At 65.3% G+C, this 15,165-nt stretch carries 14 protein-coding genes; 10 read left to right on the top strand and 4 right to left on the bottom strand.

What is annotated here, in order from left to right:
- The first annotated feature begins 119 nt into the window (after positions 1–119).
- Positions 120–2,984, top strand: a complete 2,865-nt coding sequence (uvrA, locus tag KHO41_RS25835) for an excinuclease ABC subunit UvrA (protein ID WP_211956099.1) — start codon at positions 120–122, stop codon at positions 2,982–2,984.
- Positions 2,985–3,091: 107 nt separating this feature from the next.
- Positions 3,092–3,577, top strand: a complete 486-nt coding sequence (locus KHO41_RS25830; RefSeq protein WP_211956098.1) for an adenosine-specific kinase — start codon at positions 3,092–3,094, stop codon at positions 3,575–3,577.
- Between the two features lie 4 nt (positions 3,578–3,581).
- On the opposite strand, the gene KHO41_RS25825 is transcribed toward KHO41_RS25830, so the two are convergent.
- The 3 genes from KHO41_RS25825 to KHO41_RS25815 form a co-directional block, all read right to left on the bottom strand.
- Positions 3,582–5,273 (bottom strand): Na/Pi cotransporter family protein, encoded by a 1,692-nt coding sequence (locus tag KHO41_RS25825; RefSeq protein WP_211956097.1) that lies wholly within the window; start codon positions 5,271–5,273, stop codon positions 3,582–3,584.
- A 139-nt stretch (positions 5,274–5,412) separates the two neighbouring features.
- Positions 5,413–6,024 (bottom strand): LysE family translocator, encoded by a 612-nt coding sequence (locus KHO41_RS25820; protein WP_211956096.1) that lies wholly within the window; start codon positions 6,022–6,024, stop codon positions 5,413–5,415.
- Between the two features lie 43 nt (positions 6,025–6,067).
- Entirely contained in the window at positions 6,068–6,640 is a 573-nt protein-coding gene (locus KHO41_RS25815; protein ID WP_041679800.1) for an adenine phosphoribosyltransferase, read from the bottom strand.
- Between the two features lie 164 nt (positions 6,641–6,804).
- Here KHO41_RS25815 and KHO41_RS25810 point away from each other — a divergent pair, with 164 nt between their 5' ends.
- Both KHO41_RS25810 and KHO41_RS25805 read left to right on the top strand, forming a co-directional pair.
- The gene (locus KHO41_RS25810) at positions 6,805–7,383 is read left to right on the top strand and encodes a DJ-1/PfpI family protein (protein WP_211956095.1); all 579 of its coding nucleotides are present in this window, start codon (positions 6,805–6,807) and stop codon (positions 7,381–7,383) included.
- A 57-nt stretch (positions 7,384–7,440) separates the two neighbouring features.
- Complete coding sequence (locus tag KHO41_RS25805; protein ID WP_211956094.1) at positions 7,441–7,824, top strand: ribbon-helix-helix domain-containing protein; 384 nt, start codon at positions 7,441–7,443, stop codon at positions 7,822–7,824.
- Positions 7,825–7,845: 21 nt separating this feature from the next.
- On the opposite strand, the gene KHO41_RS25800 is transcribed toward KHO41_RS25805, so the two are convergent.
- Complete coding sequence (locus KHO41_RS25800; RefSeq protein WP_211956128.1) at positions 7,846–9,825, bottom strand: monovalent cation:proton antiporter family protein; 1,980 nt, start codon at positions 9,823–9,825, stop codon at positions 7,846–7,848.
- A 133-nt stretch (positions 9,826–9,958) separates the two neighbouring features.
- On the opposite strand from KHO41_RS25800, the gene KHO41_RS25795 reads away from it, so the two are divergent.
- From KHO41_RS25795 to hpf, 6 genes are all read left to right on the top strand, one after another.
- Complete coding sequence (locus tag KHO41_RS25795) at positions 9,959–10,942, top strand: KpsF/GutQ family sugar-phosphate isomerase (RefSeq protein ID WP_211956093.1); 984 nt, start codon at positions 9,959–9,961, stop codon at positions 10,940–10,942.
- Positions 10,943–10,967: 25 nt separating this feature from the next.
- Entirely contained in the window at positions 10,968–11,594 is a 627-nt protein-coding gene (gene lptC / locus KHO41_RS25790) for an LPS export ABC transporter periplasmic protein LptC (protein ID WP_211956092.1), read from the top strand.
- 85 nt (positions 11,595–11,679) lie between these two features.
- Positions 11,680–12,321: a lipopolysaccharide transport periplasmic protein LptA gene (gene lptA, locus KHO41_RS25785; protein ID WP_211956091.1), complete on the top strand. Its 642-nt coding sequence runs from the start codon at positions 11,680–11,682 to the stop codon at positions 12,319–12,321.
- A gap of 28 nt (positions 12,322–12,349) precedes the next feature.
- Positions 12,350–13,150 (top strand): LPS export ABC transporter ATP-binding protein, encoded by an 801-nt coding sequence (gene lptB, locus KHO41_RS25780; protein ID WP_211956090.1) that lies wholly within the window; start codon positions 12,350–12,352, stop codon positions 13,148–13,150.
- A gap of 100 nt (positions 13,151–13,250) precedes the next feature.
- Positions 13,251–14,732 carry an RNA polymerase factor sigma-54 gene (locus KHO41_RS25775; protein WP_211956089.1) on the top strand — a complete coding sequence of 494 codons (1,482 nt, stop codon included), beginning with the start codon at positions 13,251–13,253 and terminating at the stop codon, positions 14,730–14,732.
- A gap of 49 nt (positions 14,733–14,781) precedes the next feature.
- Positions 14,782–15,135, top strand: a complete 354-nt coding sequence (gene hpf / locus KHO41_RS25770; protein ID WP_211956088.1) for a ribosome hibernation-promoting factor, HPF/YfiA family — start codon at positions 14,782–14,784, stop codon at positions 15,133–15,135.
- Positions 15,136–15,165: the final 30 nt, after the last annotated feature.

Here is a 15,165-nt window from a genome sequence, read left to right as displayed (position 1 = left end):
CTTGCGGTTTCAGGGATGGCGCATGAAGCACTGCATTTCAGTTTGGGATTTCCGTTAGACCGACCTGTCCATGCGCCTCGCGCCGACCGGCGGCCTGTCCGGCGACGACTTTTCGGCATATGGAAGAAATCAAGATCCGTGGGGCGCGCACCCACAACCTGAAGAACATCAATCTCGACCTGCCGCGCAACCGGCTGATCGTGATCACGGGCCTGTCGGGCTCGGGCAAGTCGTCGCTGGCGTTCGATACCCTCTATGCGGAAGGCCAGCGCCGGTACGTTGAGTCGCTGTCGGCCTACGCGCGCCAGTTCCTGCAACTGATGGAAAAGCCGGACGTGGACCTGATCGAGGGCCTCTCGCCGGCCATCTCGATCGAGCAGAAGGCCACCAGCCACAACCCGCGCTCGACCGTCGGCACGGTGACCGAGATCCACGACTACCTGCGCCTGCTGTACGCGCGCGCCGGCACGCCCTACTGCCCCGACCACAACCTGCCGCTGCAGGCGCAGAGCGTCTCGCAAATGGTGGACGCCGCGCTGGCACTGCCCGAAGACACCAAGCTGATGATCCTGGCGCCGGTGGTGGCCGACCGCAAGGGCGAGCACTCCGACCTGTTCGACACCATGCAGGCGCAGGGCTTCGTGCGATTCCGCATCCGCTCGGGTGGCGGCACCGCGCATGAAGCCGAGGCGAAAGTCTATGAAGTCGATGCGCTGCCCAAGCTGAAGAAGACGGAAAAGCACACCATCGAAGTCGTGGTCGACCGCGTCAAGGTACGCGCGGACATCAAGCAGCGCCTGGCCGAATCGTTCGAGACCGCGCTGCGCCTGGCCGACGGCCGCGCCGTCGCGCTGGAACTCGACAGCGGCAAGGAGCACATGTTCAGCTCGCGCTTCGCGTGCCCGATCTGCTCGTACTCGCTGCAGGAACTCGAGCCGCGCCTGTTCTCGTTCAACAACCCGATGGGCGCCTGCCCGAGCTGCGACGGCCTGGGCCAGATCACGTTCTTCGACCCGAAACGCGTAGTGGCCTTCCCGAACCTGTCGCTGGCCTCCGGCGCGATCAAGGGCTGGGACCGGCGCAACCAGTTCTACTTCCAGATGCTGCAGAGCCTGGCAGCCTTCTACGATTTCGACACCGACACCGCGTTCGAAGACCTGCCGGCCAACGTGCAGCAAGTGGTGCTGCACGGCTCGGGCGAAGTCGAGATTCCGTTCACCTATATGAACGAACGCGGCCGCACCACGGTGCGCGAGCACGTGTTCGAAGGGATCATCCCGAACCTCGAACGCCGCTACCGCGAGACCGATTCCGTGGCCGTGCGCGAGGAACTCGCCAAGTACCAGAACAACCAGCCCTGCCCCGCCTGCCAGGGCACGCGCCTGCGCACCGAGGCACGCCACGTCAAGATCGGCGAAGACGACCAGGCTCGTGCGATCTTCGAGATCAACGGCTGGCCACTGCGCGACACGCTGACGTATTTTCTGACGCTCGACATGCACGGCGCCAAGCGCGAGATCGGCGACAAGATCATCAAGGAAATCACCGCGCGGCTGAACTTCCTGAACAATGTCGGGCTCGATTACCTGTCGCTCGAACGCAGCGCCGATACGCTGTCGGGCGGCGAGGCGCAGCGCATCCGGCTGGCCTCGCAGATCGGTTCGGGCCTGACGGGCGTGATGTACGTGCTCGACGAGCCGTCGATCGGCCTGCACCAGCGCGACAACGATCGCCTGATCGGCACGCTCAAGCACCTGCGCGACATCGGCAACTCGGTGCTGGTCGTCGAGCATGACGAAGACATGATCCGCGCGAGCGACTACGTGGTCGACATCGGCCCGGGCGCCGGTGTGCACGGCGGCATGATCGTGGCGGAAGGCACGCCGCGCCAGATCGAAGACTCGCCGGCGTCGCTGACGGGGCAGTACCTCTCCGGCCAGCGTCGCATCGAAGTGCCGGGCAAGCGCGCCGCGCCGGACGATGAGCGCTTGCTGCGCATCGTCAATGCAAGCGGCAACAACCTGCGCAACGTCACGGCGGAGGTCCCGGTCGGGCTGCTGACCTGCATCACCGGCGTATCGGGCTCGGGCAAGTCCACGCTGATCAACGACACGCTCTACCACGCGGTGGCGCGTCACTTGTACGGCTCCACGCCGGAGCCGGCCGCGCACGACCGCATCGAGGGGCTCGAGCATTTCGACAAGGTCATCAACGTCGACCAGAGCCCGATCGGCCGCACGCCGCGCTCGAACCCCGCCACGTACACGGGCCTGTTCACGCCGATCCGCGAGCTGTTCGCGGGCGTGCCGTCGGCCAAGGAACGCGGCTACGATCCGGGCCGCTTCTCGTTCAACGTCAAGGGCGGGCGCTGCGAGTCCTGCCAGGGCGACGGCGTGCTCAAGGTCGAGATGCACTTCCTGCCCGACGTCTACGTGCCTTGCGACGTCTGCCACGGCAAGCGCTACAACCGCGAGACGCTCGAAGTCCTGTACAAGGGCAAGAACATCTCCGAAGTGCTGGACCTGACCGTCGAGCAGTCGCATGAGTTCTTCAGCGCGGTGCCGGTGGTGCGCCGCAAGCTGCAGACGCTGCTCGATGTGGGCCTCGGTTATATCCGCCTTGGCCAGTCGGCGACCACGCTGTCGGGCGGCGAGGCACAGCGCGTGAAGCTGTCGCTCGAACTGTCGAAGCGCGACACCGGCCGCACGCTCTACATCCTCGACGAACCGACTACGGGCCTGCACTTCCACGACATCGAGCTGCTGCTCAAGGTCATCCACAAGCTGCGCGACCAGGGCAATACGGTGGTAATCATCGAGCACAACCTTGATGTGATCAAGACAGCGGACTGGCTGATCGACATGGGGCCGGAGGGCGGTGCTGGCGGCGGTCAGGTGATTGCCCGCGGGACGCCCGAGGACGTGGCGAAGAGTAAGGCAAGCTTTACGGGCAAGTATCTCGCGCCGCTGCTCAAGCGCGGCTGAGCGCCAGCAGCCCGAACGGCGCCGGCTTGCATTCGGTGCCGCACGGCCTACCATGAACGGCGAGGACGGCCACCGCGGCCGTCGCCGCCCACACATGGAGGCCCGCCATGGAACTCCTGTCGGTACCGGTCACCAAGCCGGAAGCGACCAACTTCATCTTCGGCCAGTCGCACTTCATCAAGACCGTGGAGGACCTGCATGAGGCGCTGGTGGGCACCGTGCCCGGCATCCGCTTCGGGCTGGCGTTCTGCGAAGCGTCGGGCAAGCGATTGGTCCGCTGGTCAGGCACCGACGAAGCACTGATCGACCTGGCCTGCGAGAATGCCCGCGCGGTCGGCGCGGGGCACTCCTTCTTCATTTTCCTTGGTGACGGATTCTTTCCCGTCAATGTGCTTGGCGCAGTGCGTGCCGTGCCCGAGGTCTGCCGGATCTACTGCGCCACGGCCAACCCGACCGAGGTCATCGTCGCGCAGACCGATGGCGGCCGCGGCGTGATGGGTGTCGTGGATGGCGCGTCGCCGCTCGGCATCGAGACCGATGCGGATGTCAGCGAACGACGCGAGTTGCTGAGGAAGTTCGGCTACAAAATGTAGTCGCTCACTGCCGTGCGGCGGTACTGAGCTGCCGCACCGGCGGCGTGCCGGAGGCATCGTCTTCCTTCATGCGGCTGCGGTTCAGCACGCCCGCCTGTTCGAGCACCGGGTAAGCCGTCGCGCAAAACAGCGAGTTCAGACGCTTCAGTTCGCTGATCACGTCGAGGTGCAGCGAACTGGTTTCGATGCTTTCGGCAGTCTGCACGGCGACGCGCTGCAGGTGCGTGCGCGCGTATTTCTGCTCGAGCTCGCGGAAGTTCGCCTTCTCGGCCATCAGCGTCTGTGCGCTCTTCAGGTCGCCGTTGAGGAACACCGACAGGCCGAGCCGCAGGTTCGACACAAGCCGTGCGTGCATCTCGGCAATCTCCTGCATGCCCGCTTCCGAGAACATCAGGTTGTGGGCGATCTTCTTTTCCTTGGCATCGACCAGCACGCGTTCGATGATGTCGCCCGCATGTTCGAGATTGATGGTCAGCGAGATGATTTCGGTCCAGCGCTGGCCGTCACGTTCGTCGAGCGCTTCCAGGCTGATTCGGGTCAGGTAGAGCTTGATCGCGGTATAGAGATCGTCGACCTCGTTGTCGATGCGGCAGGTGGCGGCTGCGAGCTTGGCATCGTTGGTGCGCAGCACGCGCAGCAGGTTGTCGAGCATCTGTTCGACGCGATCGCCGATGCGCAGCACTTCGCGCGCGGCGTTAGCCAATGCGAGCGTGGGCGTGGGCAGCGCTGCCGGATCCAGGTGGCGCGGCGTGACCTGGCTTTCGCCGGTGTTGCGCCCGGGCAGCACCGCCTCGCAAAGACGCGCGAGCGGCGCGGTGGCGCCGAGCAGCAGCACCGCCAGCGCGACATTGAACAGCAGGTGGAAATTGACGATCAGGCGCTGTGGATCGTGGTCGATCAGCGCGAGCAGGTTCTCCGCCTCGCCCAGGAACGGCAACGCCACCACGCAGCCCAGCAGCCGCGACAGCAGGTTGCCGAGCGTCACGCGCTTGCCAGGCTGGTTGTTGCCCGAGGTGGTCAGCAGCGCCGAAATGCCCGAACCGAGGTTGGCGCCGAGCACGAGCGCCAGCGCTACATGGATCGACACCACGCCGGCCGAGGCCAGCGCGCCGCAGAACAGCACCACGGCCAGGCTCGAATAGCAGAGGATGGTCAGGAACGCGCCGATCAGCATGTCCAGCGCCGCGTCGCCGGTCAGCGTGCTGAACAGCACCTTGACGCCTGCGGCCTGCACCACGGGACGCGTGGCGATCGAAATCAGCTCGAGCGCCAGCGTGATCAGGCCGAGCCCGATCAGCACACGGCCGACGTGGCCGGGCTTGCTGCCTTTCCAGCTCAGGTGGAGGATCACGCCGACAAAGATCAGCAGCGGCGACAGCCACGACAGGTCCAGCGAAAAGACCTGCACCATGACCGCGGTGCCCACGTTGGCGCCGAGCATGATGGCCAGCGCCGGCGCTACGGCGATCAGGCCCTGGCCGACGAAGGAGCTGACGATGACTGCGGTGGCGTTGCTGCTCTGGACGAGCCCTGTGACGCCGAGCCCGGCGAGGAAGGCGGTGAACCGGTTGGCGACGCTGGTCGAGAGTACGTGCCGGAGATTGGCACCGTAGACGCGCAGGATGCCGACCTTGACGATGTTCGTGCCCCAGACAAGCAGGGCCACGCCGGAAAGAAGATGCAGAAGTACGCCCATTGCGCGTCCCTGTGTGACCGGTGACGGACACAGCTCGGAGGCTCCGCCCGGTCATCATGTTGTTGTCAATGGGTCATTATGCGCCCGACATGTAACCGGGGCAACGCTACGGGGCGCGGGCAGCACGCCCGCGATGCGCTCAGGGAAGCGCCACCTTGATGCCGAGGCCGACAAAGATCGCGCCGGCCGCACGGTCAAGCCAGCGCCCCGTGGCGGGCCGCTGGCGCAGCCATGCGCCGAGCCAGCCCGCGCACAGGCCGAACAGCGAGAACACCACTGCCGTTTGCAGCATGAACACCAGCCCCAGCAGCACGAACTGCAAGGCCGGGTGCGTGGCATCGGCATGCACGAACTGCGGCAGGAACACGAGGAAGAACAGCGTGACCTTCGGGTTCATCATGTTGCCGAGCACGCTCTGCCGGAACACCTTGCCGAGTGGCACCGCGGCCACGTCGGCACCCTGCGCGAGCCCGCCCTTCGCCCGCAGCGCCTGGATGCCGATCCAGATCAGGTAAGCCGCACCGGCGTACTTGATCAGCTGGAACGCCAGCGGCGACGAGCGCAGCACTGCCGCGAGACCGACCGCGGCGATCATCGTATGGAACAGGCAGCCGACCGCAAACCCGAGCGCTGCGACCACGCCTGCACGGCGCCCCTGTGCCATGCCGCGCGCCAGCACCTGCAGGTTGTCCGGTCCGGGGGCCAGGGTGATGGCGATCGACGTTACAAGGAACAGCAGCAGGTCGGGCATGAAGATCTCCGTCGGAAAGGATCAGGCAGCGCGCGCGGAACGCTCAATGGCCGTCGAACCGGCACACCGTGAACAGCGGCAGACCCGCATTCTGCAGCAGCTTCGAGCCGCCGAGTTCGGGCAGGTCGACGATCGCCGCGCCTTCCACCACGGTGGCGCCCAGGCGCTCGAGCAGCTTGCGACCGGCCATCATGGTGCCGCCGGTGGCGATCAGGTCGTCGATCAGCAGCACTCGATCGCCGGGCTTGCATGCGTCGGCGTGGATCTCGACCGTGGCGCTGCCGTATTCGAGCTCGTATTCCTCGGCAACGGTCTGGAACGGCAGCTTGCCCTTCTTGCGGATCGGCACGAAGCCCAGGTTCAGTTCGTACGCGACGATCGCGCCGAGGATGAAGCCGCGCGCGTCGATGCCCGCGACCAGGTCGAGCTGCGCGTCCATGTAGCGGTGCACGAAGACGTCGATCAGCACGCGCAGGGTCTTGGGGTTCTGCAGCAGCGGCGTGATGTCGCGGAACTGCACGCCGGGCATGGGCCAGTCCGGCACGGTTCGGATGCGGTCGCGCAGGTAGCCGGTGACGTCGCCGAGATCGGGGGACTGGATGAGGGAATCTGCCATGGAAATCGTGAAATGAAGGTTGCGCCACGCGCGCCGGCACATCGCATTGGCTGCGGTAACGGGCTACCACCCGGGCCGCGCGGGCCGCACGCAAAATGGCCCTGCCGGTGCCGCGCCTGGCCCGACGGGCCGGCCGGGCACCCGTAACCATACAGGAGACCGCGATGGCAAAGAAGATTCTGATGCTGGTAGGCGACTTCGCCGAAGACTACGAAACCATGGTTCCGTTCCAGGCGCTGCAGATGGTGGGCCACACCGTGCATGCGGTATGCCCGGAAAAGAAGGCGGGCGAAAGCTGCGCCACTGCCATCCACGACTTCGAAGGCGATCAGACCTATACCGAAAAGCGCGGCCACAATTTCACGCTCAATGCCACGTTCGCCGAGGTTGATCCGGCCGCCTACGACGCCTTGGTCATCCCTGGCGGTCGCGCCCCGGAATATCTGCGCCTGAATGCCCGCGTGCTGGAGATCGTGCAGCACTTTGCCAGCACCAACAAACCGATCGCAGCGGTCTGCCACGGTGCCCAGCTGCTGGCCGCGGCGGGCGTGCTCGAAGGGCGGACCTGTTCGGCCTACCCCGCCTGCGCACCGGAAGTGAAGCTGGCCGGCGGCAAATACGCCGATATCCCGGTCGACCAGGCCCACACCGACGGCAATCTCGTGACGGCGCCGGCGTGGCCCGCTCATCCTGCATGGCTTGCCCAGTTCCTTGCCGTGCTGGGGACGCGGATCGTACATTAGAGGCTTCCGAACGCGGCGCGGCCGGTCCTGGCAGGCGCCGCCAGCACGGGGGTTCCCATGTGTGAGATCTTCATCCGCGCCAATCCGCAGTCCTACGAATGCCAGGCGCGGTCGCTGCGGCTGCATGGCGTTGCCACCAGCATCCGCCTTGAAAACCTGTTTTGGGAAGTACTCGAAGAACTGGCCCAGCGCGACGGCATGACCGTCAACCAGCTCATCACACGACTCCATGACGAGCTCACTGCACATCGCGGCGACGAGGCGGTAGCCGGCAATTTCTCGTCATTCCTGCGTGTGTGCTGCCTGCGCTACCTGATGCTGCAAGGCAAGGGCCGAATTCCTGCGGACACCGGCGTACCGATCCGCTCGCTCGACGCCCATGCGGTGCTGGACAATCTGCCCGCGTCCTGGGCGGAAGCGCCGGCCGGAGCGGCGCACTAGTCGCCCATAGCGCCTTCGTCTTCAGTCAGTCAGGATCCGCGTCTCCGCCGCTTCCAATGCCTCCGGCGTGCCACGCAGCACGATGATGTCGCCAACTTCGAGGATGGTGTCGGGCTCCGGATCGAAGGCACGGATGCCGCGGCGGCGTACGGCCGTGACCTCGGCGCCGATCCGCTCGAGCCCTAGCGCGCCCAAGCGCCGCCCGACCGCCGTCGCGGCCGGCGCAAGCGATACCGAATGCAGCCGCACGGTATCGCGCTCGACCATGTCCTCCTCGTCGTCGCGGCCGTGGAAGTAGCCGCGCAGCAGGCTGTAGCGCGCATCGCGCGCTTCCTGGACGCCCCGCAGCACGTGACGCATCGGCACGCCCAGCAGCACCAGCGCGTGCGAAGCCAGCATCAGGCTGCCCTCGATGATCTCCGGTACGACTTCGGTGGCACCGGCCTTCTGCAGCGTGTCCAGCTCCGAATCGTCGACGGTGCGCACGATCACAGGCAATGCGGGGGCCAGTTCCTGCACGTGGTGCAGTACCTTGAGCGCGGACGGTGTGTTCGCATAGGTGACGATGACGGCGGCGGCGCGGTGGATACCGGCGGCAATCAGCGCCTCGCGCCGCCCCGCGTCGCCGTAGACCACCGTGTCGCCCGCCGCTGCAGCATCGCGCACGCGGTCCGGGTCAAGGTCGAGCGCCACGTAGGTGATGCCCTCGCGCTCGAGCATATGCGCCAGGTTCTGGCCGCTGCGCCCGTAGCCGCAGATGATCGCGTGCTTCTCGGTCTGCAGGCTTTGCGCGGCGATGCGGGTCATGTTCAGCGACTGCATCAGCCATTCATTGGCAGCAAAACGCAGCACGATGGCATCGCTGTACTGGATCAGGAACGGCGCGGCCAGCATCGAAAGCAGCATCGACGCCAGGATTACCTGGATCAGCACCGGGTCCACGAGGTTGAGGCCGTCGATCTGGTTGAGCAGCACGAAGCCGAATTCGCCGGCCTGCGCGAGCCCGAGGCCCGTGCGGATGGCCACGCCCTGGCGCGAGCCGAACAGGCGCGCCAGCACGGAGATCAGCAGCAGCTTGAACAGGATCGGCACCGCCAGCAGCACCAGCACCAGCCAGATGTGCTCGATCACCACCTGGATGTTGAGCAGCATGCCGATGGTGACGAAGAACAGCCCCAGCAGTACGTCGCGGAAGGGCTTGATGTCCTCTTCCACCTGGTGCCGGTACGGCGTTTCGGAGATCAGCATGCCGGCCATGAACGCGCCCAGCGCCATCGACAGGCCCAGCCGCTCCGTCAGCGCGGCCATGCCGAGCGTGACCAGCAGCAGGTTCAGCATGAACAGTTCCTGCGACCGGCGCGCCGCCACCACGTGAAACCAGCGGCTCATCAGGCGCTGGCCGAGGAAGAAGATCACACCGAGCGCCACGGCGATCTTGGCCGTGGCCATGCCGAGTGCCACCATCAGGTCACCCGGGTCGCGCGACAGCGCCGGGATCACGATCAGCAGCGGCACCACGGCCAGGTCCTGGAACAGCAGCACGCTGATGATGTTGCGGCCGTGCTCGCTCTCCAGCTCCACACGCTCGGACAGCATCTTCGAGACGATGGCCGTCGACGACATGGCCAATGCCCCGCCGAGCGCCACGGAAGCCTGCCAGGACAACGGAAACAGCCAGTTGAACAGCCAGCTCGCCGGCACCACGGCCAGCATCGACAGCACCACCTGCGAGCCGCCCAGCCCGAACACGAGCCGCTTCATCGCGCGCAGCTTGCTCAGGTTGAACTCCAGGCCGATCGAAAACATCAGGAAGACCACGCCAAACTCGGCCAGGTATTTGGTCTGGGCCGAGTCGCTGGCCAGGCCCAGCGCATGCGGGCCGATCAGGATGCCGACCGCCAGGTAGCCGAGCATGGGCGGCAGCTGGAGCATGCGGAACGCGACCACGCCGAATACGGCGGCAGCCAGCAGCACCAGGGTCAGTTCCAGCGGAGAATGCATCAGGCGGCTCAGGATGAACCGGCAGGGCTGGCCGGCTGCGCCCGGCACGGGGCCCTGCCGGCGGAACACGGCAAGCGCGGCGCTCGCCGGGACGGCCCGGGCGTCGCCGCATTCGTTGGTATACTTCGACGCCATGATAGCCAATTTCGATGCGGATCGAGCACTCCGGCTCGCCCAAAGTACCCTCCAGATTGAAGCCGAAGCGGTCGCCGCACTTTCGGGGCGCCTGACTGCGGACTTCTCACATGCCGTGCAGCTCGTCCTGGAGTGCACGGGACGCGTCGTGGTGTCGGGCATCGGCAAGTCGGGCCATATCGGCCGCAAGGTTGCGGCGACGCTGGCCTCGACCGGCACGCCGGCCTTCTTTGTCCATCCGGCCGAAGCCAGCCACGGCGACCTCGGCATGGTCACGCGCGACGATGTACTGATCGCGTTCTCCAATTCCGGCGAAACCGGCGAGCTGCTGTCGATCATCCCAATCGTCAAGCGCATCGGCGCGCGGCTGATCTCGGTTACCGGCAACCCGGAATCGAACCTGGCCAAGCTCGCCGACGCCCATCTCGATGCCGGCGTGGAAAAGGAAGCCTGCCCGCTGAACCTGGCGCCGACGGCCAGCACCACTGCGGCGCTCGCGCTCGGCGATGCGCTGGCGGTCGCGGTGCTCGATGCGCGCGGCTTCGGCGAGGAAGACTTCGCCCGCTCGCATCCGGGCGGCGCGCTCGGCCGCAAGCTGCTGACCCACGTGCGCGACGTGATGCGCAGCGGCAATGCCGTGCCGCAAGTCCGCGAAAACACGCCGCTGGCCCAGGCGCTGATGGAAATCACGCGCAAGGGCATGGCCATGACCGCCGTGGTCGACCCGGACGGCAAGGCTATCGGCGTATTCACCGACGGGGACCTGCGCCGCCTGCTGGAAACCCCGCGCGACTGGAAAACCGTGCCGATCGGCGACGTCATGCACCACAACCCGCACGTGGTGCACGAAGACCAGCTCGCCGTCGAAGCCGTGCAGGTCATGGAAGCCAACCGCATCAACCAGTTGCTGGTGGTCGACCATGACGGGCGCCTGGTAGGCGCGCTGCATATCCACGACCTGACCCGCGCCAAGGTCATCTGAACCCCGGCGCGCACGCAAAGAGACCATGCAGGCCCTCCTGTCCTCCCTCACCGGGATCGTCTTGCGGCTGCTGCCATTGCTGCTGATGGCAGTGGTGGCAGGCAGCACGTTCTGGCTGGTGCAGATCAATTCGCAGCAGCAAGGCACCAGTGCGCCCGTCGTCCGCAAGCACGAGGCCGACTACTACATGGAGCGGTTCTCGGCCACCGAGCTGGCGCAGGATGGCAGCACCAAGGTGCGGTTCACCGGCGACAAGATGATCCACTTCGACGACGACCAGACCTACGAAGTGACCCGCCCCGCCATGCGCGCCTACGCGCCCGACCGGCCGCCGGTGACCGTGCGCTCCGACATCGGCCGCATGAACGCCGAGGGCTCGGTCATCGACTTGTACGGCAATGGCTTCGTCGAACGCCAGCAGGGTGCGGACCCGGCCAAGGACCCCCTGCTGACGGCGGCGTCCAGCTACTTCCAGGTGCTGCTCAACGATGACATCGTCAAGACCGACAAGGCCGTGAAGCTCACGCGCGGCCCGTCGGTCATGACCGCCAACGGCCTGATCTTCAACAACGTTACCCGCGAAGTACAATTGCTGGGTAACGTACGCGGCACCATCATTACCGGTGCGCCTGCCCGGACTCCGGGATCCTGACAACAACAGCCGCCCGCGCGCGACGGGGCGGCACCGCGGACCCGAGCTTCGCGCGAACTTCCGCCTTCCTGCGACCCTTGCCAACATGATTGCTTCCCTGTCGACCTTGTCCCGCCGGCGCGCCGCCCCGGTGCTGCTGGCCGCAGCCGCCGCGCTTGCTGTGCTGGCGCTGCCGGCCGCCCATGCCGAACGCGCGGACCGGGACAAGCCACTGGTCCTGGAAGCCGATAACGCCAGCTACGACGACGTCAAGCAGATCTACACGCTGACCGGCAATGTGGTCCTGACCAAGGGCACCATGGTGCTGAAGTCCGACGCCGCCGAGATCCGTACCGACCCCGAGGGCTACCAGTACGCGGTGGCCACGGCCAAGGCCGGCAAGCAGGCGTATATCCGCCAGAAGCGTGACGGCGTCGACGAATACATGGACGGCTGGGGCGACCGCATCGAGTACGACGGCAAGCAGGAGCTGTCCAAGCTGATCGGCCACGCACGCATGGCGCGCCTGCAGGGTGCCAAGCTCGTCGACGAGATCCGCGGCGCGGTGCTGACCTACGACAGCCGCAATGAGTTCTACACAGCTGCCGGCGGTGGCGACAACACCTCGACCGGCAACCCGTCTGGACGCGTGCGCGCGGTACTCTCGCCGCGGCAGGAAGCGAGTGGTGCGGCCGCTGCCCCGCCGCTCGACCTGAAGCCGGCGCCCGCGCCGTCCAGCAAGCCCTGAATCCCGCGCGCGAGCGCACGACCCCAACATGACCGATACCGCAACACTCGCCCCCACGCCCGCTTCCGCCGCCAGCGACGTCCGTGTCGACAGCAGCACGATGGTCGTGCGCCATCTTAAGAAGCGCTACGGGACGCGCACGGTGGTCAAGGACGTGTCGCTCGACGTGAAAAGCGGCGAGGTCGTCGGCCTGCTAGGTCCGAACGGCGCCGGCAAGACCACGTCGTTCTACATGATCGTGGGCCTGGTAGCATTGGACGAGGGCGATATCGTGCTCGACGGCCAGCACATCAGCGGCCTGGCCATCCACGAACGCGCGCGCATGGGGCTGTCCTATCTGCCGCAGGAAGCGTCGGTGTTCCGCAAGCTGAACGTCGAAGAGAACATCCGCGCGGTGCTGGAGCTCCAGGTCGTGAATGGCAAGCCGCTGCCCAAGGCCGAGATCGATGCGCGGCTCGATACGCTGCTGGACGACTTGCAGATCGCCCACCTGCGCAACAACCCGGCGCTGTCGCTGTCTGGCGGCGAACGCCGCCGCGTGGAAATTGCGCGCGCGCTGGCTTCGTCGCCGCGCTTCATCCTGCTGGATGAACCGTTCGCCGGCGTGGATCCGATCGCGGTCGGTGAAATCCAGCGCATCGTCAGCTTCCTGAAGGCACGCAATATCGGCGTGCTTATCACCGACCACAACGTGCGCGAGACCCTCGGCATCTGCGACCACGCGTACATCATCAGCGAAGGCACCGTGCTCGCGTCGGGCCAGCCTGAAGACATCATCGCGAACGAATCGGTGCGGCGCGTCTACCTGGGTGAGAATTTCCGCATGTGAAGCCGGGGCGGCATGTTGCCCCCGGAAAGAGACGATCAAGCGACATCAGCGATAGCAATTTCCGTTCCAACATCGGAAAGATGCGCATAAAATAGGTCGCATGAAACCGTCGCTCCAGCTCCGCCTTTCGCAACATCTGGCACTCACGCCGCAACTGCAGCAGTCGATCCGATTGCTGCAACTTTCCACGCTGGAACTGCAACAGGAAGTCGAGCAGGCCCTCACGGAAAACCCGCTGCTGGAGCGCGAAAACGACTGGATCGAAAGCCCGCTGCGCGTAGCCGCGGATGGCTCGGTCAACCTGCAAAGTGCCCCGGCCCCCGCTCCTGCCGAACCGCAGGGCAATGGCGAAGCGAATGCCGACAGCGCAGGCGGCAGCGATGACGAGAACTACAGCGACAGCGGCGGCGACGACTACGGCAGCGACTGGAGCCTCGACGATTTCGCACGGCGCCCCCAGGGCGAGGACGACGAAAAGACGCCCATGCAGCTGCGCGATGCCGAGCCCACGCTGCGCGAACATCTGATGGAACAGCTCACGCCGCTGAAGATCTCGGTGCGCGACAAGGGGCTGGCGATTTTCCTGATCGAATCGCTCGATGACGACGGCTACCTGAGCACGTCGCTCGACGAGATCTGCTCGGAGCTGCCCGAGGAACTCGAATTCGAAGTCGACGAAGTCCAGGCGATGCTCACGCTGCTGCAGAGCTTCGACCCGCCGGGCGTGGGCGCGCGCAACGCAGCCGAATGCCTGAGCCTGCAATTGCGCCGGCTGCAGCACCCGCAGCGCGAACTGGCGCTGTCGATCGTCCAGCATCATCTTGAATTGCTTGCGGTGCGCGACTACACGCGCCTGAAAAAAGCGCTGCAGGTAGACGAAGCGGCGCTCAAGGCTGCGCATGAACTGATCCGTTCGCTCGCGCCGTACCCGGGCCATGCGTACAGCCGGCCTGAAGCGGATTTCGTCGTGCCCGACGTGTTCGTGCGCAAGAGCAGTGGCGGCTGGATCGCACAGCTGAATCCGGACGTGATGCCACGCCTGCGCATCAACGACATGTACGCGCAGATCCTGCGCGGCGCGAAGGGGGAATCCGGCGCTGCCGGGCTGCAGCAAAAGCTGCAGGAGGCACGCTGGCTGATCAAGAATATTCAGCAAAGGTTCGACACAATCCTGCGAGTTTCGCAGGCAATTGTCGAACGTCAGAAGAACTTTTTCACGCATGGCGAAATCGCGATGCGCCCCTTGGTTTTGCGGGAGATTGCCGATACACTGGGATTACACGAGTCAACCATATCCCGGGTGACGACCAATAAATACATGGCAACGCCGATGGGTACTTTCGAACTGAAGTACTTCTTCGGTAGCCACGTGTCCACCGAAACCGGTGGCGCGGCTTCATCAACGGCGATCCGCGCCTTGATCAAGCAACTTATAGGAGCCGAAGACCCGAGGAGTCCTCTTTCCGACAGCCGAATTGCCGAATTGCTGGGTGAACAAGGCTTCGTTGTCGCGCGCCGTACCGTCGCCAAGTATCGCGAAGCCCTGAAGATCCCCGCTGTCAATCTCCGCAAGACTTTGTAGCCGAGTTGCACCGCCTGCCTGGTGCAGCTCTTTCAGAAGGAGAAGCGCTATGAACTTCAAGATCAGTGGACACCACCTGGACATCACGCCTGCGTTGCGTGAGTACGTGGAAACGAAGCTGGAGCGTATCGTCAGGCATTTCGATCAAGTCATTGGCGTTAGCGTGCTACTTTCAGTCGATAACCATAAGGAAAAGGACAGGCGGCAGTACGCGGAAATCAATCTGCACCTCCGGGGCAAGGACATCTTTGTTGAAGCCCATCACGAAGACCTGTATGCGGCCATCGACGCACTTGTCGACAAGCTGGACCGCCAGGTGCTTCGCTACAAGGATCGCGTGCAAGGCCACGACCGCGAAGCGGTCAAGTACCAGATGGCCGAAGCGCAACTACAGCAGCAATGATCATGCCTGCCAGTCGTGAGGCTGGCCGCT

The sequence above is a fragment of the Cupriavidus numazuensis genome, assembly GCF_905397435.1.
GTDB lineage: Bacteria > Pseudomonadota > Gammaproteobacteria > Burkholderiales > Burkholderiaceae > Cupriavidus > Cupriavidus numazuensis.
The sequence above is the reverse complement of the archived record's forward strand: the minus strand, read 5'-3'. Positions and strand labels throughout refer to the sequence as shown.

What these genes read in the sequence shown, in the direction of transcription:
- uvrA (WP_211956099.1), top strand. Translation starts at nt 120, where the DNA reads ATGGAAGAAATCAAGATCCGTGGGGCGCGCACCCACAACCTGAAGAAC.
- KHO41_RS25830 (WP_211956098.1), top strand. Translation starts at nt 3,092, where the DNA reads ATGGAACTCCTGTCGGTACCGGTCACCAAGCCGGAAGCGACCAACTTC.
- KHO41_RS25825 (WP_211956097.1), bottom strand. Translation starts at nt 5,273, where the DNA reads ATGGGCGTACTTCTGCATCTTCTTTCCGGCGTGGCCCTGCTTGTCTGG.
- KHO41_RS25820 (WP_211956096.1), bottom strand. Translation starts at nt 6,024, where the DNA reads ATGCCCGACCTGCTGCTGTTCCTTGTAACGTCGATCGCCATCACCCTG.
- KHO41_RS25815 (WP_041679800.1), bottom strand. Translation starts at nt 6,640, where the DNA reads ATGGCAGATTCCCTCATCCAGTCCCCCGATCTCGGCGACGTCACCGGC.
- KHO41_RS25810 (WP_211956095.1), top strand. Translation starts at nt 6,805, where the DNA reads ATGGCAAAGAAGATTCTGATGCTGGTAGGCGACTTCGCCGAAGACTAC.
- KHO41_RS25805 (WP_211956094.1), top strand. Translation starts at nt 7,441, where the DNA reads ATGTGTGAGATCTTCATCCGCGCCAATCCGCAGTCCTACGAATGCCAG.
- KHO41_RS25800 (WP_211956128.1), bottom strand. Translation starts at nt 9,825, where the DNA reads ATGCATTCTCCGCTGGAACTGACCCTGGTGCTGCTGGCTGCCGCCGTA.
- KHO41_RS25795 (WP_211956093.1), top strand. Translation starts at nt 9,959, where the DNA reads ATGATAGCCAATTTCGATGCGGATCGAGCACTCCGGCTCGCCCAAAGT.
- lptC (WP_211956092.1), top strand. Translation starts at nt 10,968, where the DNA reads ATGCAGGCCCTCCTGTCCTCCCTCACCGGGATCGTCTTGCGGCTGCTG.
- lptA (WP_211956091.1), top strand. Translation starts at nt 11,680, where the DNA reads ATGATTGCTTCCCTGTCGACCTTGTCCCGCCGGCGCGCCGCCCCGGTG.
- lptB (WP_211956090.1), top strand. Translation starts at nt 12,350, where the DNA reads ATGACCGATACCGCAACACTCGCCCCCACGCCCGCTTCCGCCGCCAGC.
- KHO41_RS25775 (WP_211956089.1), top strand. Translation starts at nt 13,251, where the DNA reads ATGAAACCGTCGCTCCAGCTCCGCCTTTCGCAACATCTGGCACTCACG.
- hpf (WP_211956088.1), top strand. Translation starts at nt 14,782, where the DNA reads ATGAACTTCAAGATCAGTGGACACCACCTGGACATCACGCCTGCGTTG.